The organism is Methylovorus sp. SPW-M1 (genome assembly GCF_053848825.1).
This window is the reverse complement of sequence record NZ_CM132626.1, coordinates 2,502,957-2,528,475: the sequence shown is the minus strand read 5'-3', so window position 1 is coordinate 2,528,475 and position 25,519 is coordinate 2,502,957. Positions and strand designations below refer to the sequence as shown.

Annotated in this window: 22 protein-coding genes and 1 other RNA gene; all 23 read left to right on the top strand. The window is 58.1% G+C overall.

The window, feature by feature from the left end; genetic code table 11:
* The first annotated feature begins 84 nt into the window (after positions 1–84).
* The 23 genes from ACWWD9_RS11960 (at position 85) to ftsZ (ending at position 25,393) form a co-directional block, all read left to right on the top strand.
* Positions 85–1,515 (top strand): circularly permuted type 2 ATP-grasp protein, encoded by a 1,431-nt coding sequence (locus tag ACWWD9_RS11960; RefSeq protein WP_013441272.1) that lies wholly within the window; start codon positions 85–87, stop codon positions 1,513–1,515.
* 100 nt (positions 1,516–1,615) lie between these two features.
* Positions 1,616–2,563: an alpha-E domain-containing protein gene (locus ACWWD9_RS11955; RefSeq protein WP_015829359.1), complete on the top strand. Its 948-nt coding sequence runs from the start codon at positions 1,616–1,618 to the stop codon at positions 2,561–2,563.
* A gap of 22 nt (positions 2,564–2,585) precedes the next feature.
* Positions 2,586–3,395, top strand: coding sequence for a transglutaminase family protein (locus tag ACWWD9_RS11950; RefSeq protein WP_015829360.1), 810 nt, complete (start codon positions 2,586–2,588; stop codon positions 3,393–3,395).
* A 29-nt stretch (positions 3,396–3,424) separates the two neighbouring features.
* A complete protein-coding gene (locus ACWWD9_RS11945; RefSeq protein ID WP_013441275.1) occupies positions 3,425–4,642 on the top strand; it encodes a hypothetical protein in 1,218 nt (405 codons plus the stop codon).
* A gap of 77 nt (positions 4,643–4,719) precedes the next feature.
* Complete coding sequence (locus ACWWD9_RS11940; RefSeq protein WP_455867136.1) at positions 4,720–6,636, top strand: peptidase U32 family protein; 1,917 nt, start codon at positions 4,720–4,722, stop codon at positions 6,634–6,636.
* A gap of 127 nt (positions 6,637–6,763) precedes the next feature.
* Complete coding sequence (locus ACWWD9_RS11935) at positions 6,764–7,024, top strand: hypothetical protein (RefSeq protein ID WP_455867135.1); 261 nt, start codon at positions 6,764–6,766, stop codon at positions 7,022–7,024.
* Positions 7,025–7,072: 48 nt separating this feature from the next.
* Positions 7,073–7,376: RNase P RNA component class A (gene rnpB / locus ACWWD9_RS11930), an RNA gene on the top strand.
* A 347-nt stretch (positions 7,377–7,723) separates the two neighbouring features.
* Positions 7,724–8,170: a division/cell wall cluster transcriptional repressor MraZ gene (mraZ, locus tag ACWWD9_RS11925; protein WP_013441278.1), complete on the top strand. Its 447-nt coding sequence runs from the start codon at positions 7,724–7,726 to the stop codon at positions 8,168–8,170.
* Positions 8,167–9,132 carry a 16S rRNA (cytosine(1402)-N(4))-methyltransferase RsmH gene (gene rsmH / locus ACWWD9_RS11920; protein ID WP_013441279.1) on the top strand — a complete coding sequence of 322 codons (966 nt, stop codon included), beginning with the start codon at positions 8,167–8,169 and terminating at the stop codon, positions 9,130–9,132. The genes mraZ and rsmH overlap by 4 nt, the downstream gene beginning before the upstream one ends.
* 5 nt (positions 9,133–9,137) lie before the next feature.
* Complete coding sequence (gene ftsL / locus ACWWD9_RS11915; RefSeq protein WP_013441280.1) at positions 9,138–9,410, top strand: cell division protein FtsL; 273 nt, start codon at positions 9,138–9,140, stop codon at positions 9,408–9,410.
* Positions 9,407–11,137 (top strand): peptidoglycan D,D-transpeptidase FtsI family protein, encoded by a 1,731-nt coding sequence (locus ACWWD9_RS11910; protein ID WP_455867134.1) that lies wholly within the window; start codon positions 9,407–9,409, stop codon positions 11,135–11,137. Before ftsL ends, ACWWD9_RS11910 begins: the two co-directional genes overlap by 4 nt.
* Entirely contained in the window at positions 11,137–12,570 is a 1,434-nt protein-coding gene (locus tag ACWWD9_RS11905) for a UDP-N-acetylmuramoyl-L-alanyl-D-glutamate--2,6-diaminopimelate ligase (RefSeq protein ID WP_455867133.1), read from the top strand. The genes ACWWD9_RS11910 and ACWWD9_RS11905 overlap by 1 nt, the downstream gene beginning before the upstream one ends.
* Complete coding sequence (locus tag ACWWD9_RS11900) at positions 12,567–13,940, top strand: UDP-N-acetylmuramoyl-tripeptide--D-alanyl-D-alanine ligase (RefSeq protein WP_455867132.1); 1,374 nt, start codon at positions 12,567–12,569, stop codon at positions 13,938–13,940. The genes ACWWD9_RS11905 and ACWWD9_RS11900 overlap by 4 nt, the downstream gene beginning before the upstream one ends.
* Entirely contained in the window at positions 13,940–15,043 is a 1,104-nt protein-coding gene (mraY, locus tag ACWWD9_RS11895; RefSeq protein ID WP_013441283.1) for a phospho-N-acetylmuramoyl-pentapeptide-transferase, read from the top strand. The genes ACWWD9_RS11900 and mraY overlap by 1 nt, the downstream gene beginning before the upstream one ends.
* A gap of 17 nt (positions 15,044–15,060) precedes the next feature.
* Positions 15,061–16,443, top strand: coding sequence for a UDP-N-acetylmuramoyl-L-alanine--D-glutamate ligase (murD, locus tag ACWWD9_RS11890; RefSeq protein ID WP_455867131.1), 1,383 nt, complete (start codon positions 15,061–15,063; stop codon positions 16,441–16,443).
* Positions 16,440–17,603, top strand: a complete 1,164-nt coding sequence (gene ftsW / locus ACWWD9_RS11885) for a putative lipid II flippase FtsW (RefSeq protein WP_013441285.1) — start codon at positions 16,440–16,442, stop codon at positions 17,601–17,603. The genes murD and ftsW overlap by 4 nt, the downstream gene beginning before the upstream one ends.
* 127 nt (positions 17,604–17,730) lie before the next feature.
* On the top strand, positions 17,731–18,837 hold the full coding sequence (gene murG, locus ACWWD9_RS11880; RefSeq protein WP_159356419.1) for an undecaprenyldiphospho-muramoylpentapeptide beta-N-acetylglucosaminyltransferase: 1,107 nt from the start codon (positions 17,731–17,733) through the stop codon (positions 18,835–18,837).
* A complete protein-coding gene (murC, locus tag ACWWD9_RS11875; RefSeq protein ID WP_455867130.1) occupies positions 18,834–20,231 on the top strand; it encodes a UDP-N-acetylmuramate--L-alanine ligase in 1,398 nt (465 codons plus the stop codon). Before murG ends, murC begins: the two co-directional genes overlap by 4 nt.
* The gene (murB, locus tag ACWWD9_RS11870) at positions 20,228–21,160 is read left to right on the top strand and encodes a UDP-N-acetylmuramate dehydrogenase (RefSeq protein ID WP_455867129.1); all 933 of its coding nucleotides are present in this window, start codon (positions 20,228–20,230) and stop codon (positions 21,158–21,160) included. Before murC ends, murB begins: the two co-directional genes overlap by 4 nt.
* On the top strand, positions 21,161–22,123 hold the full coding sequence (locus tag ACWWD9_RS11865) for a D-alanine--D-alanine ligase (RefSeq protein WP_159356421.1): 963 nt from the start codon (positions 21,161–21,163) through the stop codon (positions 22,121–22,123). It abuts the gene before it with no gap.
* Entirely contained in the window at positions 22,113–22,868 is a 756-nt protein-coding gene (locus ACWWD9_RS11860) for a cell division protein FtsQ/DivIB (RefSeq protein ID WP_013441290.1), read from the top strand. The genes ACWWD9_RS11865 and ACWWD9_RS11860 overlap by 11 nt, the downstream gene beginning before the upstream one ends.
* 37 nt (positions 22,869–22,905) lie before the next feature.
* A complete protein-coding gene (ftsA, locus tag ACWWD9_RS11855) occupies positions 22,906–24,144 on the top strand; it encodes a cell division protein FtsA (protein ID WP_013441291.1) in 1,239 nt (412 codons plus the stop codon).
* A gap of 79 nt (positions 24,145–24,223) precedes the next feature.
* Entirely contained in the window at positions 24,224–25,393 is a 1,170-nt protein-coding gene (gene ftsZ, locus ACWWD9_RS11850; protein WP_013441293.1) for a cell division protein FtsZ, read from the top strand.
* The last annotated feature ends 126 nt before the right edge of the window (positions 25,394–25,519 follow it).

The window sequence follows — 25,519 nt, the reverse complement described above, 5'->3', positions numbered from 1 at the left end:
CGCACATATTGTCAGGAGTTGCTCTTGAAGATCATGATTTCTAACGACATTATGCGCTGGCACGCGGTTTGCGTAAGCTAAACCATGGATACTACCCTTCAAACTGCATTCGATGAGATGCAACTTCCAGCGGGGGCGGTACGCGAGATTTACGCCGCTTATGCTGACTGGTTGCGTGATGTTCCCCACCAACAGCTGGAAAGCAAACGGCAGGAAGCCGAGCTGCTGTTTCGCCGCGTAGGTATTACGTTTAATGTCTACGGTGAAACAGCGGGTGCCGAGCGCCTGATCCCGTTTGATGTGATCCCGCGACTGCTGGCCGCCAAAGAGTGGAAAGTATTGTCGGATGGGGCGATTCAGCGGGTACGGGCGCTGAACATGTTCCTGAACGACATCTACCACAACAAGGACATCATCAAGGCGGGCATTGTCCCCGCCAGTATCCTCGCCAATACCCAATACCGTCCGGAAATGCACGGGGTCGATGTGCCAAATGGCATTTATGCCCATATCGCCGGTGTTGATATCGTCCGCACCAGCGAAAGCCAGTTCTACGTGCTGGAAGATAATCTGCGCACCCCATCCGGGGTTTCCTACATGCTGGAAGACCGCAAGATGATGATGCGGCTCTTTCCTGAGCTATTCCGCCGTTATTCCATCGCGCCGGTCGAGCATTACCCGCAAGTCCTGCTGAATAATCTGCGCGCGGTGGCCCAGCCCGGCGTGCAAGAGCCAACCGTGGTTCTGCTGACGCCAGGTGCTTATAACAGCGCCTATTTCGAACATGCCTTTATTGCGCAGCAGATGGGCATCGAGCTGGTCGAAGGCCAGGATCTGTTTGTGCGCAACAATGCGGTGTATATGCGCACGACCGAAGGCCCCAAACGTGTCGATGTCATCTACCGCCGCATAGACGATGATTTCCTTGACCCATTGAGCTTCCGCCCCGACTCCATGCTGGGGGTTCCCGGTTTGCTGACGGTTTACCGCAACGGCGGAGTTACGCTGGCCAATGCCGTGGGTACCGGCGTTGCCGATGACAAGGCGACTTATACCTATGTGCCGGAGATGATCCGGTTTTACCTGGGTGAAGAGCCCATCCTTTCCAATGTGCCCACGTATGAACTGAGCAAGGAGGATGACCTCAAGTATGTGCTTGATCACCTGCCTGAGCTGGTGGTGAAGGAAGTGCAGGGGTCTGGCGGTTACGGCATGCTGGTTGGGCCTAGTGCCAGCAAAAAGGAGATTGAGGAATTCCGCTTGCGTATTCTTTCCAATCCCGCCAATTACATTGCCCAGCCAACGCTGGCGCTTTCCACCTGCCCGACTCTGGTTGAGCAGGGGATTGCGCCCCGGCATGTGGATTTGCGGCCATTCGTGCTTTCCGGCAAGACGGTTACCCTGGTGCCAGGGGCCTTGTGCCGTGTGGCATTGCGAGAGGGGTCGCTGGTGGTCAACTCATCTCAGGGTGGCGGTACCAAGGACACCTGGGTGCTGAATGACACCGGCATGTAAGCGCGGACTTGAAGCTTAAGCAGTTGCAGGCCGCTACGATAATGTAAAAAAGAGGGAATTCCGGCAATGCAACGCCGGACCTCTCGGAAAAGGGTTCAAAGTGTTAAGCAGAACGGCGGATCACCTCTACTGGATGGCACGTTACATTGAGCGTGCCGAGAACATGGCACGTGTGCTGGATGTGACTTACAACATGTCACTGGTGCCGAATGCGGCGCAAAGCGAAGCGGCATTGTGGCAACCCGCGGTGGAGATTGCGGGCAACACCGAACTGTTTGAAAAGAATTACGGCGAGTACACGGCGGCAAATGTCATCCAGTACATGTCCATGGACGATGCCAATCCGTCCAGCATCTACAACTCCTTGCGCAGCGCGCGCGAGAATGCGCGGGCGGTGCGGGTGGCCATGTCCTCCGAAACCTGGGAAAACATCAACACCCTGTGGCTGGAATTCAGCCAGTTCATCGGTATCCGGCTGGTGGAGAGCGGGCTTAGCGTATTTTGTGACTGGGTTAAATCCCGTTCGCATCTGTTTCGCGGCGTGAGCTTTGGCACCATGCTGCGTGATGATGCGTTCCGCTTTGTGCGGCTGGGAACCTTTATCGAGCGGGCGGACAACACCGCCCGGCTGCTGGATGTGAAATACCATCTGCTGTTGCCCGAAGGCGAAGAAGTCGGCGGCGCGGTGGATTATTACGAGTGGAGTGCGGTGCTGCATTCGGTGTCGGCCTTTCAGGCTTACCAAAAGGTATTCAGCGATACGATCGTGCCTTGGCGGGTGGCGGAGCTGCTGGTGCTGCGTGGCGATATGCCGCGTTCACTGCTGGCCTGTTACGATGAAATCACCATTATTCTGGGGCAGCTGTCCGGTCGGCAGAATAATGAATGTCGCCGACTGGCAGGCGAACTGCACGCCAAGCTGCGCTATGCGCGCATGCGCGATATTTTCCAGGATGGGCTGCACGAATTCCTCGAAGACTTTATTGTCAGCAATAACAGGCTCGGTGGCGAAATCCAGCGTACCTATCTCAATGTGCACGGCGGCTAAGGCGAACTAACGGGTTACGGCAATGCTACTTAATATTGAACATCGCACGACCTACCAATACAGCGAGGTGGTGAATTACACCATCCAGCTTTTGCGTCTGACGCCGCAAAACGGCTTCGGCCAGCAGGTGTTGCGCTGGGAGATTCGCGTCAATGGTCACCTGCAGCCGCACAAGGATACCTACGGCAATCATGCCCACACCCTGGTGGTGGATGCCCCACATGAAGAGATCAGTATCGTGGCATCGGGTGAGGTGGAAACCGGCCTGAATGTGTTGCCTATCAATGATGGCTTGCCCACGCCGATTTATCTGCGTCCCACGCCATTGACCGAGATGGACGAAAACCTGACGGCCTTTGTGGAAGAGTTCAAGATAACCCACCCCAAACTGCAGGAGCCCGCAGCGCTGCAAGCCTTGATGGATGCCATCATTGACCGTGTGCCGTATGTGAAAGGCCAGACGGCGGTGGAAACCTCCGCGGCCAAGGCATTCGCCCTCGGCTCCGGCGTTTGCCAAGATCATGCTCATATTTTTATTGCCTGCTGCCGCTATCTGGGCGTACCGGCCCGCTATGTCAGCGGTTATCTGTTTACCCCGGATGGCAGCCTGATGGAAAGCCATGCCTGGGCAGATGCCTGGCTGGACGATATCGGCTGGATCAGTTTCGATGTCACTAATCGCTGCCGTACCAATGGCGTGCATGTGCGGCTGGCAACCGGTCTGGATTATCGTGATGCCTGCCCCATCAGCGGCGTGCGCAATGGTGGCGGTGTGGAAACCATGTCGGTCAAGGTCGTTGTCCATCAGATGCAGCAGCAAGCCCAGCAATAGCGCTACCGTCATACCCAAGGAATCAGCACATGAACTCTCTCGGCTTTGCCCGTCACGGCGATAAGGAAAACTCGCCATTTTTTGAAGAATACCTGGTGCGCCTGCTGGAAGAGCGTGATCGTGTCGGCCTGACTGACATGATTCACGAAATAGATGCGCTGATGATTACGGTGGACCCCGGGCATTCCATTCAATACATCGCCGAGCTGGCGCTGATGACGCCGTATCATTACCTGGTCACGCTGGAAAGCGAGAGCCACTGGACGCATATCCTGCGCATTGATCTGGAGTCACCGGATATTCTGGTGCGCGAAGTCAAGGACCCCAACCTGCGCGGGATTTTCCGCGCCTTGAACGAGGTGTACCCCGTGGGCGCCCGCAAGCCCAACAGCCGCTATATGGGGGAAGTGCTGCGCGTTAGCAATCTGCATGAGGTCAGCCGCCTGCAGCAAGCGCGTGAATTCCGCTTTTTCAGCCAGGATGAAGTGCGCAAGCTGGAGCTGCCTGGCAATCTGGCCGTGAGCAAACCCTCGCCTTATACCCATAACATCATTGCCTATCTGGAACGCGAGCCGCAGGAGCTGCGCGTGTATGCGCTCGGTGTCAGTCGCATTGATAATGAAGTGCAGGCGGTCTACGAGCAAGCCAAGAATACCCAGGCCAAGCTGGGCGTTGATCAATTGCTGCTACCGCTGGATCACCTGGCCACGCGCGTTTACAGCCAGAATCGCGAACTGGCGATTCTGGAGTACCTGTCATGGTCGAGCTACTATTTCTGGGGCGCCTACAATATTCACGACCAGAACTCGTCGACCAATGTCACCAAGAGCGTGCATGGCATCCCCGAATCCAAGAGCCCGGCCAAGGTGTTTACGGCCAATAACACGCCTTATTTCGTCAATCACCTGGAAAAACTGCCTTCGCCGACCGAGACCTTTGTGCGCAACTATGGGCCGCGCCTGCACCACATGGCGATCGCCGTGCGCGATGGCGAAACCCAGGGCCTGGAGAATATCGATTACGTGGTGAATTCCATCGCCGAACAGGGCAAGGGTTTTCTGCTGGATGTGATCGGCTCCAAGAGTGAAGGGCTGAAGCAGATTTTCTCCAATGCCTCCGAACACTCCTCGCTCATCATTGAGTATGTGCAACGCTTCGGCAGCTTTGATGGCTTCTTTACCAAGGATAACGTTGCGGTTCTCACCGAAGCAGCAGGCCGCGAAGAGGGCGTGCAAGCCGTGGTCTGAGGGCGCACGCCATCCGTGCGCAGACGTTGGGGGCGCTTTGCGGTAAAATACGCGCTTCCCCAGCCTAGCCCTTCGCCATGACCGCTCACCGTCGCCAACTTGAACTGCTCGCCCCTGCCCGTAATGCCGACTTTGGCATTGAGGCTGTGCGGCATGGCGCCGATGCCGTGTATATCGGCGGCCCGGCGTTTGGCGCTCGTGCCAAGGCTGAAAACTCCGTCGCCGACATTGCGCGACTGGTGCAATATGCCCACCGCTTTCGTGCCGAAGTGTTTGTCGCGTTCAATACCATTTTTCACGATAACGAGATTGAAGCTGCCCGTGACATGACCTGGCAGCTTTACGAAGCGGGTGTTGACGCGCTGATCGTGCAGGATATGGGCCTGCTTGAAATGGATATTCCGCCCATTCAATTGCACGCCAGCACGCAAACCGATATTCGTACCGTGGAAAAGGCCGTCTTCCTGGATCAGGTGGGATTCAGCCAGATCGTGCTGGCGCGGGAGATGGATATCCAGACCATCCGCAAAGTCGCGGATGCGACCCAATGCAATCTCGAGTTCTTTATCCACGGCGCCCTGTGTGTCGCCTTCAGCGGCCAGTGCTATATCAGCCACGCCCATACCGGCCGCAGTGCCAATCGCGGCGAATGCTCCCAGGAGTGTCGTCTACCCTACACGCTGGAAGACAGCAAAGGCCGCATTCTCGCTAAAGACAAGCACCTGCTTTCGATGAAAGATAACGACCAGAGTGCCAACCTGCGCGCGCTGATTGATGCAGGCGTCAGCTCCTTCAAGATCGAGGGGCGCTACAAAGACCTGGCCTACGTCAAAAATGCCACCGCGCATTATCGCCAGCTGCTGGATGAGATTCTGCTGGACCTGCCGGATTACGCACGTGCGTCTTCCGGACGTTGCAGCTATACCTTCACTCCGCAACCGGAAAAAACCTTCAATCGCAGCACCACCGAGTATTTTATTCACGGCCGTGGTGAGGACGTGGGCGCGTTTGACACGCCCAAGTTTGCCGGAGAAGAAATCGGCAAGGTAAGCAAAGTCGGTCAGGATTATTTTGAGGTGGAAAGCCAGCTGGAATTACATAACGGCGATGGCGTGTGTTTTTTTGATGTGCATAAAGAGCTGGTTGGCATGCGCATCAATACCGTCAACGGTAAGCGCCTGTACCCGAATGAAATGCCTGCGGACATACGCCGCAACATGACGGTGTATCGCAATCGCGACCAAGCCTATATGCGTCTGCTGGAAAAAGACTCTGCCAGCCGCCGCATCAGCGTCGATATTGTGTTTTATGAAACGCGCGATGGCTTTGCGCTGGATCTGGTGGATGAAGATGGCGTCACTGCGCATGCGCAATGCGTGGCGGAAAAGCAACCGGCCCAGCAGGCCGAGAAAGCCTATGCCAGCTTGCGCGATAACCTGACCAAGCTGGGCGCTACCGATTTTGTGGCACGCGACATCCGGCTTGAGATTGCCCAGCCCTGGTTCCTGGCGGCATCCATCATTAACGGCCTGCGCCGCGATGCGGTATCCGCGCTGGAAGAGGCGCGGCTGCAAACCTATCCTCGCCCGCAACCGGCGATTCCCGCCCAGCCGCCCGCTGTTTATCCGGAAGATACCCTGAGCTATCTCGCCAACGTCTACAACAAGCATGCGCGGGCGTTTTATGAAAAGCATGGTGTCAGCGCGATTGCCGCTGCCTATGAAGCCAATGAAGAGCTGGGCGAAGTGCCGGTGATGATTACCAAGCACTGTCTGCGCTATAGCTATGCCATGTGCCCCAAGGAAGCCAAAGGCGTCATCGGTGTGCAGGGGACGATTACCGCCGAGCCCATGACCCTGATCAGCGGCAAGGACAGGATTACCCTCAAATTTGACTGCAAGCGGTGTGAGATGCATGTCATGGGCAAGGTGCGCAAACCTGTCCTCGCCATGCCGCCGCCGCAGCCCGTGCAGTTCTTTGCCAAGCGGCCATGAGCCCATTGGCATGCATGATGGCGATGTGAATAAATTCGCGTCAAAGCTGTAAAAACCGGTAAACCCGGCTGATCGCTCTCGCGGGCCTGCTTATACTCGTTGCTCCATTATCTGGGGAGTTCTTGATATGCGTTCCATCCATAGCCCAATTGCCATCGCATTACTGTTGTCGGCCTCGCTCGCTTCGGCTGATGCGCCGCCGCCTCCACCTCCGCAGGATTTTGCTGCTGCCAGGCAGGACGCCATTCAACGGCTTAATGCCGAGCTCGCCTGCGTGCAGGCGGCCAAAACCCCGCAGGCATTGCAGCAATGCCGTCCACGTCCGCCGGCTGGCGCTGATGGGCGGCCGCAGAATGCCCCACCTGGGCCGCCGCCTTCCTCCTGGTAGTCGTGTTCGCGCCCGAATCTCATGCGCTCGCGTGTTAGAATGCACGCGGAAGTTGGCTGGACAGTCGCCGCCCGCGTAAGCGGGGGGAGGAAAGTCCGGGCTCCGCAGAGCAGGATGACGGCTAACGGCCGTACGCCGTGAGGCGAGGAACAGGGCCACAGAGACGAGCGTATTAAGTTACGGTGAAACGCGGTAACCTCCATCCGGAGCAAGACCAAATAGGGTAGCAAGGGCGTGGCTCGCGCTGCTACCGGGTAGGTTGCTTGAGCGTACGAGCAATCGTGCGCCTAGATGAATGACTGTCACGCATCGCAAGATGCGACAGAACCCGGCTTATCGGCCAACTTCCTTTTATTGCTTCAGTTTTTCCTCTGATTTTGACCCGATTTACACCACTTTCCCCCACCTGATTATCGAGCACCTCACGATTCAGTCACATCAAAGATTATTCTCACAAAGCACTTTCAGTTAATTGGCTATCTCCTTATTTTTAAACAACTAATTTTTTAGTAGAAAAATTCGCTAAGTCATTGTCCCGTAAAGGAAAAATAGCAAAAAACCGCTTGCATGCCCTTATTTTTTTAACTATAGTGGGCGTAAGTGGAGAAATGTGGGTTTTTGTGGGAGATTGCTGGCCGAGGCTAAGGGCGGTCAGCAATTTTTCTAACCCGACAATTGGCAAAGGGGTGTGTGTTTTAAATGTTTCGCGGTGCTACATCATTGAATCTGGATGCCAAGGGCAGATTGGCCGTGCCGGCCAAGCACCGCGATGCCCTGTTGTCCCAGTGCGCCGGTCATCTGGTGCTCACTGCGCATCCACACCGCTGCCTCCTCCTTTATCCCCAGCCTGCCTGGGAACCCATACAGGCCAAAATGATGGCGCTCTCCAGTTTTGACCGCCAGTCCAGCAGTCTGCAGCGTTTGCTGGTGGGCTTTGCTGAAGATATCGACATGGATAGCGCAGGCCGGCTGCTGGTTTCTCCGGTATTGCGCGAATTTGCCGGTCTGGAAAAACAGGCCATGCTGGTTGGTCAGGGTAGCCATTTTGAGCTCTGGAACATGGACGCCTGGCGAGCCCAGCTTGATCAGGTGATGGCCGCCGACGAAATGGTGCTGCCGGCCGAACTTGAAGGATTCTCACTGTGAGCGCGCGCTCACAATCCCCCTCCGAAGTCGTTGTGTCCCCACATGTTTCGGTATTGCTTGAAGAGGCGGTCGCTGCCCTGGCGATCAAGCCCAATGGCATTTACGTGGATGGCACCTTTGGTCGCGGTGGTCATAGCCGCAAAATTCTCGAGCAATTAGGCGCAGATGGTCGCCTTCTGGGCCTGGACCGTGATCTGGCTGCTGTTTCGGCTGCCCAGTCCATTCAGGATCCACGTTTTTCCATACACCATCATCACTTTTCCGAGTTGGGCGAAGTATTGCGCGCCCAAGACATCCAGCAGGTCGACGGGGTCTTGCTGGACCTTGGAATTTCATCGCCGCAAATCGACGAAGGCGAGCGCGGTTTCAGTTTCAGATTTGACGGTCCGCTGGACATGCGCATGGATCAAAGCCGTGGGCAAACAGCCGCTGAGTTTCTGGCGGAGGCGTCCGAGCAACAACTTACGGGGGTAATTAAAGAATATGGTGAAGAACGGTTTGCTAAACAGGTTGCAAGGGCGATTGTTGCGGCACGCACAGGGGGGAATGCCCTCACCACTACAGGACAGCTTGCCAAGGTCGTGGCTGGGGCGATCCCCAAAGTCGAGCCTGGGCAAGACCCGGCGACGCGCACCTTTCAAGCTTTACGGATTTTCCTCAATCAGGAGCTTGAGGAGTTGTCGCTAGTTTTACCGCAATGCCTGGATGCCCTGGCACCAGGTGGTCGTCTGGCCGTGATCAGCTTTCACTCGCTGGAAGACCGCATCGTAAAACGCTTTGTCCGCAGCGAGCAGGATCGTGACGACTTGCCTGCCAATTTTCCGGTGCTGGCGAAAGATTTGCCGCAGCCACGCATGATGGCGGTGGGCAAGCCCATCAAGCCCAGTGCCGCTGAGATCAAGCGCAACCCACGTTCACGTAGCGCCGTGCTGCGTGTGGCCGAGCGTACGGGGGTGGCATAACCATCATGACGCGGCTCAACCTCATCCTCTTCATGGTACTGATCGTGACGGCGCTAGGCGTCATCACGTCCCAGCACAAGTCGCGCAAGCTCTATATCGAGTTGCAGCAACAGGAAGATGCCGCCAAGCAATATGACGTGGAGTGGGGCCAGCTGCAGCTGGAGCAAAGCACCTGGGCCATGCATGCGCGGATTGAGCAGATCGCCAACCAGCGTCTGCATATGCAGGTGCCGGATGCCAAGCGGGTGCAGGTGGTGACGCGAGGTGCCCAGCCATGAGGTCGCGCGTGATTCAGCCTCCCGTTATCAAGCTCCCCGCCTGGCGTCGCCGCGTATTGTTGATCGTGGTGATGGCGGGTTTTGCCGCATTGCTGGGCCGCAGTATCTACCTGCAAAGCATGCACAAAAGCTTTCTGCAGAAAGAGGGCGATGCCCGCTATAGCCGCTCGATGAAGCTGCCAGCGCATCGCGGCATGATCACCGATCGTTTTGGTGAGCCATTGGCCATCAGTACGCCGGTGGAGTCGATCTGGGCGAGTCCGCCGGATGTGCAGGCCACGCCGCAGCAGATCAGCAAAATGGCGACGCTACTCAAAATGAAGCCCGCCGAACTCAATAAAAAACTCGCCAATAATCCGCGCGAGTTTGTCTACATCAAGCGCCGCATTCCGCCCGAGCTTGCCAAGCAAGTCATGCAGATTGGCGTGCCCGGTGTTTTCATGCAGCGCGAATACCGTCGCTATTACCCAGCTGGCGAAGTTATGGCGCATCTGGTCGGGTTTACCGGTATCGATGAAAATGGCCAGGAAGGCTTTGAGCTGCGCTATCAGGATTGGCTCTCCGGCAAATCCGGCAGCCGTCGCGTGATCAAGGACCGTCAAGGTCATATTGTGGAAGACCTGGAAGCCGTCAAAGTCCCGCAGGATGGCCATGATCTGGTGTTGTCGATAGACCGCAAGATCCAGTATCTGGCCTACCGCGAACTCGCGCATGCCGTCGAGCAGTTCAAGGCCAAGGCCGGAGCCGCCATTGTGCTGGATGCCCGCACAGGCGAAGTGCTGGCCATGGCCAATCTGCCCACTTACAACCCAAATAACCCGGTCAATATGGCCGGGCGTTCGCGCAATCGCGCCATTGTCGATACTTTTGAGCCAGGCTCCACTCTCAAGCCATTCACCGCTGCAGCTGCCCTGGAGTCCGGACATTTCACGCCAGATACCCATATCCAGACCGCGCCTGGCATTCTGCGCATTGGCCCGGCTACCATCCATGACGCTCACCCGCAAGGCATGCTGACAGTGGCGCAGGTGATTCAGAAATCCTCCAACGTCGGTTCGGCCAAGATGGCTCTGACGCTGGAGCCGCAATACCTGTGGGGCATTTATAACCACATGGGCTTTGGCAGCCCGACGCATATCGGCTTCCCTGGCGAAGCTTCCGGCCGCCTGCGCAATTACAAGAACTGGCGGCCTATCGAGCAAGCCACCATGTCGTTTGGTCACGGTATCAGTCTCACGCTCTTGCAGCTGGCGCGAGCCTATACCGTGTTTGCCAATGATGGCGAGCTGAAGCCGGTTTCGCTGCTGAAGCTGAAGGAAGCCCCGGTGGGGCAGCAGGTGTTTTCCGCCAAAACGGCGCTCGCCGTGCGCGATATGCTGGAGCTGGTCGTGCAGCCAGGCGGCACGGCGCCACGTGCTCAGATAGCGGGTTACCGCGTGGCAGGCAAAACCGGTACGGCCCACAAGCTGGGGCCGGGCGGTTATCTGGCCGATAAATATGTGTCCTCGTTTGTGGGGCTGGCTCCGGCTTCCAACCCGCGCCTGATTATTGCAGTGATGGTGGATGAACCGAGCAGTGGCCAATATTACGGCGGCACCGTGGCGGCGCCCGTGTTCAGTGCCATCATGGCCGGCGCGCTGCGCATGCTCGCGGTGCCACAGGATGCGCCCAACGACAATATCGTGATCCCGCCAGAAGATGCACCTGAGATCAAGGAGGTGGTGTAATGACCATCCTTGCCTCCCTGCATGATCTCGGCATACGCCCAAGCAGCCTGACTTCCGATAGCCGCAAGGTGACGGCGGGCAGTCTTTTTGTGGCTTACCCTGGTGACGCTGCCGATGGACGGGCCTATATTCCGCAGGCGATTGCCAATGGCGCTGGCGCCGTATTGTGGGAGGCCGAAGGCTTTAGCTGGCCGACCGATCTGCAGGCCGTCAACCTGCCGGTGAAGGACTTGCGCAAGCAGGCAGGCGAGATCGCCGATGAATTCTATGATCACCCTTCCAGCGCGTTGTGGATGGTGGGTGTGACCGGTACTAACGGCAAGACCTCCTGCACGCAGTGGCTCACCCATTGCCTGAATAGCCTGCAGCGCAAAACCGCTGTCATCGGCACCTTGGGCAATGGTTTCCCCGGGGAGCTTGCTACCGCCATCAATACCACGCCTGATCCTATTGTGTTGCACGGTCTGCTGGCCGAGTACCTGAAACAGGGCGCGGTAGCCACCGCCATGGAAGTCTCCTCGCATGGGCTGGACCAGGGGCGCGTCAATGGCGTGCATTTTGATGTTGCCGTGTTTACCAACCTCACGCGCGACCATCTGGATTATCACGGCGATATGGACAGCTACGCTGCCGCCAAGCGCCGTCTGATGGAGTGGCCTGGCCTCAAGCTGGCGGTATTGAACGCAGAAGATGCCTATGGGCTGACCTTTTTGCAGGCGTTGCGCTCTGAAGGGCGCCCGGTGCTGAGTTACGGCGTGCAAAGCGGCGATGTGCATTGCACCAGCCTGCATCTGCATGAAACCGGCATGCAACTGTCGGTGACGACGCCTTGGGGGGATGTGACGCTGCACGCCGCAGTCATGGGCCGATTTAATGCCTATAACCTGCTCGCCGTGCTGGCGACCCTGCTGGCAATGGATGTGCCGCTGGAGGCTGCCGCGCAAGCTATTGCCACCCTGAAGCCCGTGCCAGGGCGCATGGAGCAATACGGTGGCAACGCTATGCCCGTGGTGGTCATTGATTACGCCCATACCCCCGATGCCCTGGAAAATGCATTGCAGGCCCTGCGCGAGCAAACCCGCGGCAAGCTCTGGTGCGTGTTTGGTTGCGGTGGTGACCGCGATGCCGGCAAGCGGCCGATGATGGGCGCCATTGCCAGCCGTTTGGCCGATCACGTGGTGGTCACCAGCGACAATCCCCGCAGCGAAAACCCGGACACCATTATTGCCGACATTACCGCCAGCATGGGTAGAAATCACCAGATCATGGTGGATCGTCGTGCTGCGATTGCCCACGCCATTGAGCAGGCCGCACCAGGGGACATCGTGCTGGTGGCGGGCAAGGGACATGAAACGTATCAGGAAATCAAAGGCGTTCGGCATCCGTATAGCGATGTCGATGTCGTCACAACATTATTAGGAGCCGTCGCATGATGCGTTTGTCCGAGTTGGCGGCTGCAGTAGGCGGCGAGCTGGTGGGGGAAGATGTGCTGTTCACCAGCGTGGGCACCGATAGCCGCAATATCGTGCCAGGCCAGCTTTTTATTGCCCTGCGTGGCGAACGGTTTGATGGTCACGCCTATGTGCTGCAGGCACTGCAGTCCGGTGCCGCGGCTGCGTTGGTGGCAGAGGCTCAGCCAGGCATGGCCGCTGGTGTGGTGGTCAAGAATACGCGCCTGGCATTGGGTCAACTGGCCGCCGTGTGGCGCAACCGTTTCTCAATCCCGGTGGCAGCGATTACCGGCAGCAACGGCAAAACCACGGTCAAGGAAATGGTCGCTTCCATTCTGCGTGCCGAGGCCGGTGACATCAATGCCGTGCTGGCGACACGTGGCAATCTCAATAACGACATTGGCCTGCCGCTGACCCTGCTGCGCTTGCGGCCTTCGCACAAATACACCGTGGCCGAGATGGGCATGAACCATTTCGGTGAAATCCGCTACCTGAGCCAGATGGCGCGGCCTACCGTGGCGCTGGTCAACAATGCCACCAGTGCCCATCTGGGCGGGCTTGGCTCCGTAGAGGGCATCGCCCGCGCCAAGGGTGAAATCTTTGAAGGGCTGGCGCTGGAAGGCATGGCCGTCATCAATGCCGATGATCTTTACGCGCCGCTGTGGACCGAGCTCGCAGGCGAGCATGACATTCTGACCTTTGGCCTCGCCAAGATGGCCGATGTTACGGCCAATTATGAGCTGCGTGCTGATACCAGTTATGTCTACATGAAATCGCCCATAGGCGGCATTGCCTTCAATCTGCAAGTGGCGGGTTTGCACAATGTGCGCAATGCCCTGGCTGCCAGCACGGTGGCCATTGCCATGGGCGCAAGGCCTGAGTCGATAGCCAAGGGCCTGGAAGCCTTTGATGGTGTGGATGGCCGTCTGCAGCATCGCGCTGGTATCGGTCAGGCGCTGGTGATTGATGACACCTATAACGCCAACCCGGCCTCCATGAAAGCTGCGATTGATGTGCTTGCCGCCCGCCCGGGCAAGCGCCTGCTGGTGCTGGGCGACATGGGCGAGCTGGGGGAAACCGCCGCTGCCATGCATACCGAAATCGGCCAATACGCCCGTGAGGCTGGCATTAACGGTCTCTACACGCTGGGTGATTTGTCCCTGGAAATGAGCAAGGCCTTTGGTGACCCTGCCCATCATTATAAAACGCCCGAGCAGCTGGTGGCTGGCCTCTGCCACGAGATGGATGCCAATACCGTGGTGCTGGTGAAAGGCTCACGCTTCATGCGCATGGAGCGCGTCGTGCAGTTGATTGTGAGTGAACAAAATAATACGAAAGAGGAGGCGCACTAATGTTACTGGAACTTGCCCGCTGGCTTGCGCAAGACGTACGCGGTTTTAACGTCTTCAATTACATCACCCTGCGTGCCGTCATGGCGACGCTGACGGCCCTGGCTATTTCCTTCATTGTTGGCCCCGGCCTCATTCGCAAGCTGACCCAGTACAAAGTGGGCCAATCTGTGCGCGATGACGGTCCACAGACCCATCTGGTCAAGGCCGGTACGCCGACCATGGGTGGCGCCCTGATTCTGGTGGCGATTGGTATTTCCACCCTGTTGTGGGCGGACCTGACCAATCGTTTTGTCTGGGTGGTGCTGATCGTCACCCTGGGCTTTGGCATCGTCGGCATGGTGGATGACTGGCGCAAAGTGGTGCACCGCAACCCCAAAGGCCTGTCTGCCAAGGAAAAATACTTCTGGCAGAGTCTGCTGGGCTTTGGCGCGGCAATCTACCTGTGGCATACCTCTACCATCCCGGCGGAAACCACGCTGATTTTCCCTTTCTTCAAAACCGTCACGGTGCCTTTGGGGGCTGCGAGCTTTATTGTGCTGACCTATCTTGTCATCGTCGGCAGCAGCAATGCCGTCAATCTGACCGATGGTCTGGATGGCCTGGCCATTCTGCCCACTGTGCTGGTAGCAGGGGCATTGGCGATCTTTGCCTACGCCGCGGGTCACCTCTATTTCTCCAAATATCTGGGCATTCCTTATATTCCAGGCGCGGGCGAGCTGGCCGTGTTTTGCACTGCCATGGCAGGCGCAGGGCTGGGCTTTCTGTGGTTCAACGCTTACCCCGCCGAAGTGTTCATGGGTGACGTCGGTGCGCTGGCGCTTGGTGCCGCACTCGGCGTGGTGGCCGTGATTGTGCGTCAGGAAATCGTGCTGTTCATCATGGGTGGCGTGTTTGTGATGGAAACCCTGTCTGTAGCCGCTCAGGTCACTTATTTCAAATACACGAAAAAGCGCTACGGCACTGGCCGCCGCATTTTCCTGATGGCGCCCTTGCACCATCACTATGAACAAAAGGGCTGGAAAGAGACGCAAGTCGTCGTGCGCTTCTGGATCATTACCATGATGTTGGTACTGGTCGGCTTATCCACATTGAAACTGCGTTAAGGAAAACAAAGACCATCATGCGCGATCTTGCAGGCAAACAGGTGCTGGTGCTGGGGCTGGGTGATACCGGCCTTTCGGCCTTGCGCTGGCTGCGTGGCCAGGGTGCCGTGCTGTCTGTTGCCGACTCGCGCACGGCACCGCCCAATCTGGATACGCTCAAGGCGGAGTTCCCTCAGCTCACGGTATATACCGGGCCATTCCGTTCCACCATGTTCAATGCGGTTGATCTGGTGGTGATCAGCCCTGGTGTGGCGCTGGCCGAGCCGGAAGTGCAACAGGCACTGGCCAATGGTATTCAGGTGGTGGGCGATGTTGAGCTGTTTGCCCAGTTCCGTCCGCGCAGCAGCAAGGTGATCGCGATTACCGGTGCCAATGGCAAGACCACCGTCACCACGCTGGTGGGTGAAATGTGCAAGGCCGCTGGCCTCAAGACTGTGGTGGCTGGCAATATCGGCCTGCCCGTGCTCGATGCGCTGCGTCAGGTGGAAACCGACGGCGCGCCCGATGTTTACGTGCTGGAGCTTTCCAGCTTTCAGCTCGAAACCACGAGCAGCCTGGCACCCGATGCCGCCGCCGTGCTGAACGTGACCGAAGATCATATGGATCGTTACCCCGGCATGCCGGAATACGCTGCCGCCAAGGCGCGCATCCTCAAGGGGGCTGGCGTACAGGTGCTTAACCGCGAAGATGCCTGGTGCCGCAACATGGCCTTGCCGGATCAGCCCGTGGTGACGTTTGGCCTGGATCTGCCTGTCGAGTCTCATGCCTATGGCCTGCTGGCGCTGCATGATCAACTCTGGCTGGCACAAGGTGCACATCCCATTCTGCATGTGGAAGAGCTGCGCATCCCCGGCTTGCATAATGCCGCCAACGCTCTGGCAGCGCTGGCCTTGTGCCGTGCCATCGGAGTGGATTGGGCACCACTGCAGCATGTGCTGCGCGAATTCAAAGGCTTGCCACACCGGGTGGAGTGGGTGGCTGATCTGCATGACATCGCTTTTTATGATGACTCCAAGGGCACCAATGTAGGCGCGACCTGCGCTGCGCTGGCTGGCTTGCCACGCAAGGTGGTGCTGATTGCCGGTGGCGATGGCAAGGGCCAGGATTTCAGCCCGCTGCGTGAGCCAGTCGACCAGAATGCCCGCGCCGTGGTGCTGATAGGGCGCGATGCCGCGCTGATTGAGGCCGCCCTGCAAGGCAGCCCGGTGCCACGCCTGCATGCCGCAAGTCTGGAAGAAGCCGTGCAGCAGGCTTATGCTGCCGCGACGCCTGGCGACGCCGTTCTGCTGTCACCCGCGTGTGCCAGCTTTGATATGTTCCGCAACTACGCCCACCGTGCCGAAGTCTTTATCGCCGCCGTGGCTGATCTGGTGACGCGTCACGAGGAGGTCCAGTCATGATGATCACCCTCGGCAGCCGCGAGCGTTTCAATAGCGCTACCTATGATCAGGGCCTGGTCTGGGTCACGCTAATTTTGCTGGGCATAGGCCTGGTGATGGTGTATTCCGCCTCCATCGCCCTGGCCGAAGCAGACAAGGCCACCGGCCATCAAAGTACCTATTTCCTGATTCGCCAGGCGGTCTTTATTGTTATCAGCCTGATCGCCGGTTTGATGGCCTTCCAGGTGCCCACGGCCATGTGGCAGAAAATGGCGCCGTATCTGTTCCTGACCGGCATTGCGCTGCTGGTATTGGTGCTGATCCCCGGGGTGGGCCGCAATGTGAATGGCAGCCAGCGCTGGCTGTCGCTGTTCATCATCAATCTGCAGCCATCGGAGTTCATGAAGCTGTTTGCCGCCATTTACGTGGCGGATTACACCATCCGCAAATCCGCCGTGATGGATAGCTTTACCAAAGGCTTCCTGCCCATGGTGTTTGTGATGCTGCTGGTCGGCTGGCTGCTACTGCGCGAGCCTGATTTCGGCGCATTTGCCGTCATCGCCGCCATCTCCATTTCCATCCTCTGGCTGGGTGGCATCAATGGCCGTATTTTCGCTGGTCTGCTGACCCTGTTGCCGATTGCCATCGTCGGCCTGATCTGGAGCTCACCATACCGCTTGCAACGCGTGATCGGTTTCATGGACCCATGGGCTGATCCGTTCGGCAAGGGCTATCAACTGTCGCACGCCTTGATCGCGTTTGGCCGTGGAGAGTGGTTTGGTGTTGGCCTGGGGGCCAGCGTGGAAAAACTGCTCTACCTGCCAGAAGCCCATACCGACTTCCTGCTGGCCGTGATCGCCGAAGAGCTGGGCTTTGTCGGCGTCATGGTCGTGATTGCACTATTCGCCTGGCTGATCCTGCGCGCCTTCGGCATCGCCAAAGAAGCCATCGGCAATGAGCGTTACTTCTCCGCCCTGCTGGCACAAGGCATAGGCGTTTGGATGGGAGTGCAAGGCATCATCAACATGGGCGTGAACATGGGGCTCTTGCCCACCAAAGGCCTGACCCTGCCGCTGCTCTCATTTGGCGGTAGCGGCATTCTCGCCAACTGCATTGCACTGGCCGTATTGCTAAGAATCGACTGGGAAAACAGACGCCTGCAGAAAGGATTGCCAGCATGATGACGCGGCTTTCCGTAATGATGGTGCAAGAGATTCAGGCGTCCGTTTCGGCGAAGGCTAACTGGCGCATGCCAGTTAAGCGCAGCGGCCGTAGCCAAAACGCCAGATTGCAGAAAGGTTTGCCGGCATGAGCAAGACGCTCCTGATCATGGCGGCGGGTACGGGCGGGCATGTGATGCCAGGCCTGGCGATTGCTGATGTGATGCAGCGTCGCGGCTGGCAGGTGCACTGGCTGGGCACGACGCACGGCATGGAAAACCGTCTGGTGCCGCCCAGTGGCATTGCCATGACACGGCTGGATTTTTCCGGTTTGCGCGGCAAGGGCTTGGTGCATACCGCCAAAGGTGTATTCAAGCTGCTGGCCGCCACCTGGCAGGCCTGCAAGCTGATCAAGCAATTGCAACCCGCCGCAGTGCTGGGCATGGGCGGCTATGTGACCGTGCCGGGTGGCTGGGCTGCCCGTTTGTGCAAGGTACCGCTGGCGCTGGTGAATGCCGATGCAGCGTTGCTGATGTCGAATCGTGCGCTAGCCAAGTCGGCCAACCGCATCCTGTTTGGTTTTGAGGGTGGCGAAGGCGGCCTGGGTGGTATGGCCGTCAAGGCGCGCGTGACCGGTAACCCCGTACGCGCCGCGATTGTGGCAGTGCCTGCACCGGAAGAGCGCTATGCCAAACGTCAGGGCCCGCTGCATCTGCTGGTAGTGGGCGGCAGTCTGGGCGCACAAGTGCTGAATGTGAATTTGCCACGTGCGCTGGCGCTGATTCCCATGGAGCAGCGTCCCACGGTGACCCATCAGTCTGGTGCTGATCAGGTGGATATGTTGCGGGCGTCCTATGCCGCGGCAGGCGTGGAAGCTGAGGTGCTGCCTTTTATTGAAGATATGGCCAAGGCCTATAGCGAAGCGGATGTGCTGGTGTGTCGCGCCGGTGCCATTACGGTGAGCGAGCTGGCAGTGGCGGGTGTGCCCTCCATCCTAGTGCCGCTGGTGGTGTCGACCACTTCGCACCAGCGTGACAACGCGGCCTGGATGGCGGCGCAAGGCGCAGCCGTGCATCTGCCGCAGCAGGAAATGACGCCACAGCGTCTGGCCAATTTGTTGCAGGAACTGAATCGCACGCGGCTGCTGGAAATGGCGCTGGCAGCGCGCAGTCTGGGCCGCCCACAGGCGACCGAGACCATCGCCAATGAACTGGAAAGTATGGCCCTGACATCCCGGGGTGGAGCTGCGATATGAAACATAAAGTAAAAAACGTGCATTTTGTCGGCATCGGCGGCTCGGGCATGAGCGGCATTGCCGAGGTGCTGCTGAATCTGGGCTTTGGCGTCAGCGGGTCTGACCTGGCGAGCAATGCCACTACCCAGCGTCTGAACAGCCTGGGTGCCAAGGTGTATCAGGGCCATGAAGCCGCGCACCTGAGCGATGCCGATGTGGTGGTGGTGTCGAGTGCGGTGAACGAAAGCAATCCGGAAATCATCGCCGCGCGTGCCAGCAACACGCCGGTGATTCCACGGGCGCTGATGCTGGCCGAGCTGATGCGCTTCCGCCAGGGCATTGCCGTGGCAGGGACGCACGGCAAGACCACCACCACCAGCCTGATCGCCAGCATTCTGGCCGAAGCGGGCATGGACCCGACCTTTGTCATCGGTGGTCGCCTGGAAGCCGCCAGTGCCAACGCACGGCTGGGTACCGGTGAATTCATTGTGGCCGAGGCCGATGAATCCGATGCTTCATTCCTGCACCTGTCGCCGGTGATTTCGGTGGTCACCAATATTGATGCCGACCACATGGATACCTATGGGCACGACTTTGAAAAGCTCAAGGGCGCGTTTGTCGAGTTCCTGCAGCAGTTGCCGTTCTGGGGCATGGCAGTGTTGTGTATTGATGATCCCAACATCCGGGCCATTTTGCCCAGCGTGACCAAGCCGATCATGCCCTATGGCTTTTCGGAAGATGCGCGCATCCGTGGCAAAAACGTGCGTGCGGATAACGGCACCATGCACTTCACGGTGCAGCGCATTAACGGCGTGACTACCGAGTTTGATGTCACGCTCAACCTGCCTGGCAACCACTACGTGCTGAATGCACTGGCAGCGATTGCCGTGGCGAGCGAATTGAATGTACCCGACGCAGCCATCATCAAGGCGCTGCGTGAATTTAAGGGTGTGGGGCGCCGCTTTGAGCGCTATGGCGAAGTGCCAGCCCGCAATGGCGGCCAATTTACGCTGATTGATGACTACGGCCATCACCCGGTGGAAATGCAGGCGGTGATTGCCGCTGCCCGTGGTGCATTCCCTGGTCGCCGTCTGGTGCTGGCCTTCCAGCCGCACCGCTACACGCGCACCCGGGATTGCTTTGAGGATTTTGTAAAAGTGCTGTCGAGCGCCGATGCCGTGTTGCTGAGCGATGTATATCCGGCGGGTGAAGCGCCTATCGTCGCTGCCGATGGTCGTGCGTTGGTACGCGCCATTCGCGTGGCAGGCAAGGTGGAACCCCTGTTTGTCGAGACGACTGCTGAGTTGCCAGAGGCCATTCTGGGTGTGGCGCAGGATGGCGATGTGGTGGTCGTGATGGGCGCAGGCTCGATTGGACAAGTCGCTGCCAAGACCAGGGAGGCCGCGACGGCATGATGGCCCAGCAGCTCCCCATGCAAGGTGAACTGATGCTGAATGCGCCATTGGAGCGCTATAACAGCTGGCGCGTGGGTGGTCTGGCGGATCGTCTGTATATCCCGGCGGGGCTTCAGGATTTGCAGCAGTTCATGCGCACGCTGAGCAAGGACGAGCCGGTGCATTTCATCGGTCTAGGCTCCAATCTGCTGGTGCGCGATGGCGGTGTGCGCGGCACGGTGATCGTGATGCATAACGTGCTGACCGGGCTGGAGATGGTGAATGGCGAGCTCTATGCCGAAGCGGGTGTGACCTGCGCCAAGCTGGCCCGCTTCAGCGCGCGGCAAGGCTTGCAGGGGGGCGAGTTCATGGCGGGCATTCCTGGCACCGTGGGCGGTGCGCTGGCCATGAATGCAGGCTGCCATGGCGGAGAAACCTGGGACATCGTGCAGCGGGTGCTGACCATGGACCGTCAGGGCGAACTGCATGAGCGCAGTCGTGCCGAGTTCCATGCCAGCTATCGGCATGTGGCGCTGGCTGGTCAGCCTGAGCATTGGCTGGGCGAGCAGGAATGGTTTATCGCAGCGTGGTTCAGCCTGCCAGCGGGCGATGCGGAAGAGGCTGAGCAGAAGATCAAGCAATTGCTGGCAAGGCGGCTCGCGACGCAGCCGCTTAACCAGCCGAATGCAGGGTCGACTTTTCGCAATCCGCCAGGCGATTATGCGGCGCGGTTGATTGAAGAGTGTGGGCTCAAGGGCTACCAGATTGGTGGGGCGCAGGTATCGGAAAAGCATGCCAACTTCATCGTCAATCTCGGTGGGGCAAGGGCGGCAGAAATTGAACAGTTGATTGCGCATATGCGCGAGTCGGTAAAAGCCAAGTTTGGCATTGAGTTGCAGCAAGAAGTAAGAATGATAGGCGAGACGGAAACAGGAGAGCGGGAAGTGTAAATGCGCAGGGTAGCCACCAAGGCTTACCTGCAAACACATGAACCAGCGGATGTGATGATGAAAAATTTTGGAAAAGTGGCGGTATTGATGGGCGGGCGCTCCGGCGAACGCGAGGTCTCCCTGAAGAGCGGCGGCGCGGTGCTGGCTGCCCTGTTGCGTCAGGGCGTGGAGGCTGCTGCCTTTGATCCTGCCGAGCGCGATTTGCATGAACTGCTGGCGTTTGACCGCGTGTTTATCTCGCTGCATGGCCGCTTTGGTGAAGATGGCACAGTGCAAGGCGCACTGGAACTGATGGGCATTCCCTACACCGGCAGCGGTGTGCTGGCCTCCAGCGTGGGCATGGATAAATGGCGTACCAAACTCTTGTGGCGCTCCGCAGGGATTGCAACGCCGGACTTTGAACTGCTGGATGCCAGCAGCGACTTTGCCGCAGTGGAGCAGCGCCTGGGTCTGCCAATGTTCGTCAAGCCAGCCAATGAAGGCTCCAGCATCGGCATCAGCAAGGTCAAGCAGTCCGGCGCGCTGAAAGCGGCATACGAACTTGCCGCCAAGTCCGATCCACTGGTGCTCGCCGAGCGTTTTGTCGGCGGTGGCGAATATACCGTGGGCATTCTGGGCGATGAAGCTCTGCCCATCATCCGTATCGTGCCGGCCAACGAATTTTATGACTTTGAAGCCAAGTACCTGCGCGATGACACGCAGTACCTGTGCCCATGCGGTTTGCCCGCCGAGCAGGAAGCCCGTATCCGCGCTGAAGCGCTGCAGGCTTTCCGTGCCATTGGTGGCCGTGGCTGGGGCCGCGTGGATTTCCTGAGGGATGAAGCCGGCCGCCATTACTTCCTGGAAGTGAATACGTCGCCGGGCATGACAGACCACAGCCTGGTGCCAATGGCCGCCAAAGCCAATGGCATCAGCTTTGACGAATTGGTGATCCGCATACTGGAGTTGGCGCGTGTGGGATAAACCCCAGGTCCTGAACTGGATCGCTAACTTCCTGTTTGCGCTGGCAGCGGTGCTGATGCTGTATGGCGCGCTGTTTGTGGTCGTGCACCTGCCGATTTTTCCTATCCGCCAGGTACGGGTGGATGGCTCGCTGGACCATGTAACGCGTGAGCAGATCAAGCTGATTGTCAGCCGCCACTTGCAGGGGAATTTTTTCACGATGGACCTTGAGCAGGCGCGCAGTTCGTTTGAAAAGCTGCCATGGGCAAGGTCGGTGAGTGTACGCCGCCGCTGGCCGGACAAGCTGGAGGTCACGGTAGAGGAGCATCGCGAATTGGCACGCTGGGGCGATATTGCGCTGGTGAATACCTATGGCGAACTGTTTCATGCGGCTTCGGATAGTGACCTGCCAGTGTTTTATGGGCCTGGTGATGGCGTGCATGAAGTGGCCGAGCACTACGGCAAATACAGTCAGCTGCTGTCGGTAGCCGGTATGCGGGTGAGCGAACTGGTGCTGACACCGCGCCGCGCCTGGCAGATACGCACCGACAAGGGCATGGTGATTGAACTGGGGCGCGAGCAGATGGATGAGCGGCTGGAAAAGTTTGCCGATGTGTATCAAGGCACGCTTTCCAAGCTGGGGGTGGCTGTGCGCTACGCCGATTTGAGATATCCGAACGGGTTTGCGGTACGCAAGCCTGAGACAGGCAAGGCCGAAAAACCGGCCACGAACGAGCCGATAACAGCCAAAGCGCGGGCGGCATAAGCACCACAATGAATGAATTGAAATACTGGAGAAATCAATGAGCAGGGTTAGAGATGATAAGAATCTTATCGTCGGACTGGATGTCGGCACATCGAAGATCGTCGCCATCGTGGCGGAGTTGCAGCCCGATGGTGGACTGAAAGTCATTGGTCTCGGACAGCATGCCTCGCGCGGCTTGAAAAAAGGTGTGGTGGTCAACATCGACTCCACCGTACAAGCCATACAGCGCGCACTGGAAGAAGCCGAGCTGATGGCGGACTGCAAGATCAGTACCGTGTTCACCGGCATCGCAGGCAGCCACATCAAGAGCCTGAATTCGCACGGCATGGTGAAGATCAAGGATGCCGAAGTGACGCAGATGGATGTCGATCGCGTGATTGAAACGGCGCGCGCGATTGCCTTGCCGTCCGATCAGCAGATCCTGCATATCCTCACGCAGGAATTCATTATCGACGGCCAGGAAGATGTGCGCGAACCACATGGCATGAGCGGCATGAAGCTGGAGGTGAAGGTGCATATCGTCACCGGCGCCGTGGCAGCCGCACAAAACATCGTCAAGTGCATCAAGCGCTGCGGCCTGGAAGTGACCGACCTCATTCTGCAACCGCTGGCTTCCAGTATGGCGGTGCTGACCGAAGACGAAAAAGAGCTGGGCGTATGCCTGGTGGATATCGGTGGCGGCACGACGGATATTGCCGTGTTCAAGCAAGGCGCGATACGCCATACCGCGGTGGTGCCGATTGCCGGTGACCAGATTACCAATGACGTGGCCGTGGCGTTCCGCACGCCTACGCAATCCGCTGAGGAAATCAAGATCAAGCATGGCTGCGCCCTGCGCCAGCTGGCGGATCCACGCGAAGTAGTGGAAGTACCGGGTGTGGATAACCGTGATCCACGTGAATTGTCCGTACAGACCCTTGCTGAAGTCATCGAGCCGCGCGTGGTTGAGCTGTATGAGTTTGTACTGGGTGAGCTGCGCCGCAGTGGCATGGAAGAAATGATTGCTTCCGGCATCGTCATCACCGGCGGTTCCGCCATGATGCGCGGCATGGTCGAGCTCGGCGAGGAGATATTCCACATGCCGGTTCGTCTGGGCATGCCGCGCTATGTGGGCGGTTTGTCAGAAGTGGTCGGCAATCCGCGCTACGCCACGGGTGTGGGCCTGGTGTTGATGGGCAAGCAGCAGATTGAGCGTCAGTTGCAAGGACAAATGGAATCCACGTCCTTGAGCCAGATTTTCAGCAGGATGAAGAGCTGGTTTCAGGGCAATTTTTAGTAGCAGCAAGTAGCAGTGTCATCAGTAGCACGTGATTTAAGGCAGATTTTGTTAGGCAGACAACAAGGAGGATGTACAGATGTTTGAAATTATGGATAGAGATTCGCAAGAAGCGGTCATCAAGGTTATCGGTGTAGGTGGTTGCGGTGGCAATGCCGTTGCCCACATGATCGAAAAAGCGGTAGGCGGCGTGGAATTCATTTGCGCCAATACCGACATGCAGGCATTGAAGAAAAGCAATGCCAAGACCGTGCTGCAAATTGGTACGGACATTACCAAGGGTCTGGGCGCTGGCGCCCGTCCTGAAATCGGCCGCGAAGCCGCACTGGAAGATCGTGACCGCATCGCGGAAGTGATTGATGGCGCGGACATGCTGTTCATCGCCGCGGGTATGGGCGGTGGCACAGGTACTGGTGCTGCTCCTATCATCGCTGAAGTGGCCAAGGAAATGGGCATCCTGACCGTCGCTGTCGTGACCAAGCCATTTGCCTTTGAAGGCAAGCGCACCAAGGTTGCACAAGAAGGTCTGGAGGAACTTTCCAAGCATGTGGATTCTCTGATCATCATCCCGAACGAAAAGCTGATGCAGGTATTGGGTGAAGATGTACCTTTCCTCGAAGCATTCCAGGCTGCCAACGACGTGTTGCATAACGCCGTGGCCGGTATTGCCGAAATCATCAATTGCCCAGGTCTGGTCAACGTCGACTTTGCTGACGTACGCACCGTGATGTCCGAAATGGGTATGGCGATGATGGGTTCCGCACTGGCTACCGGTCCGGATCGCGCTCGCATTGCCGCCGAGCAGGCTGTTGCCAGCCCGCTGCTGGAAGATGTGAATCTGGCTAACGCCCGTGGCGTTCTGGTTAACATCACCGCCAGCACCTCGTTCAAGATGAAGGAATACTATGACGTTATGAACACCATCAAGGCGTTCACTGCCGAAGATGCGACCGTCATCGTTGGTAACGTAGTGGATGAGAGCATAGGCGATGGTCTGCGTGTGACCATGGTGGCGACAGGCTTGAATGGCATTGTAGGCCGTCGTCAGCAGAAGCCTGAACTGCGTGTGATGACCCAGGTGCGCGACGGTACCACCAACCAGCCGATGTTTGTTGGCGGTGGCGTGGTGGAAGACGAAAGCCCAGCGGTATTCAGCAGCAACGGCCGCCGTGCTCAGGTGGAAGCCATGAAGCTGTCGGGTGTGGAGGAATACGATATTCCTGCCTTCCTGCGCAAACAGGCTGACTAGCCAGTACAGCATCAAGGTCTGAGCTGGTGTCGTCCTGACACAGGCTGTCAGCGTTGATGCAGGGGGCAACCCCGCATGTAAAAGCCAGTAAAACAGGCGAAAACCGTGTGGTTTTCGCTTGAGGAA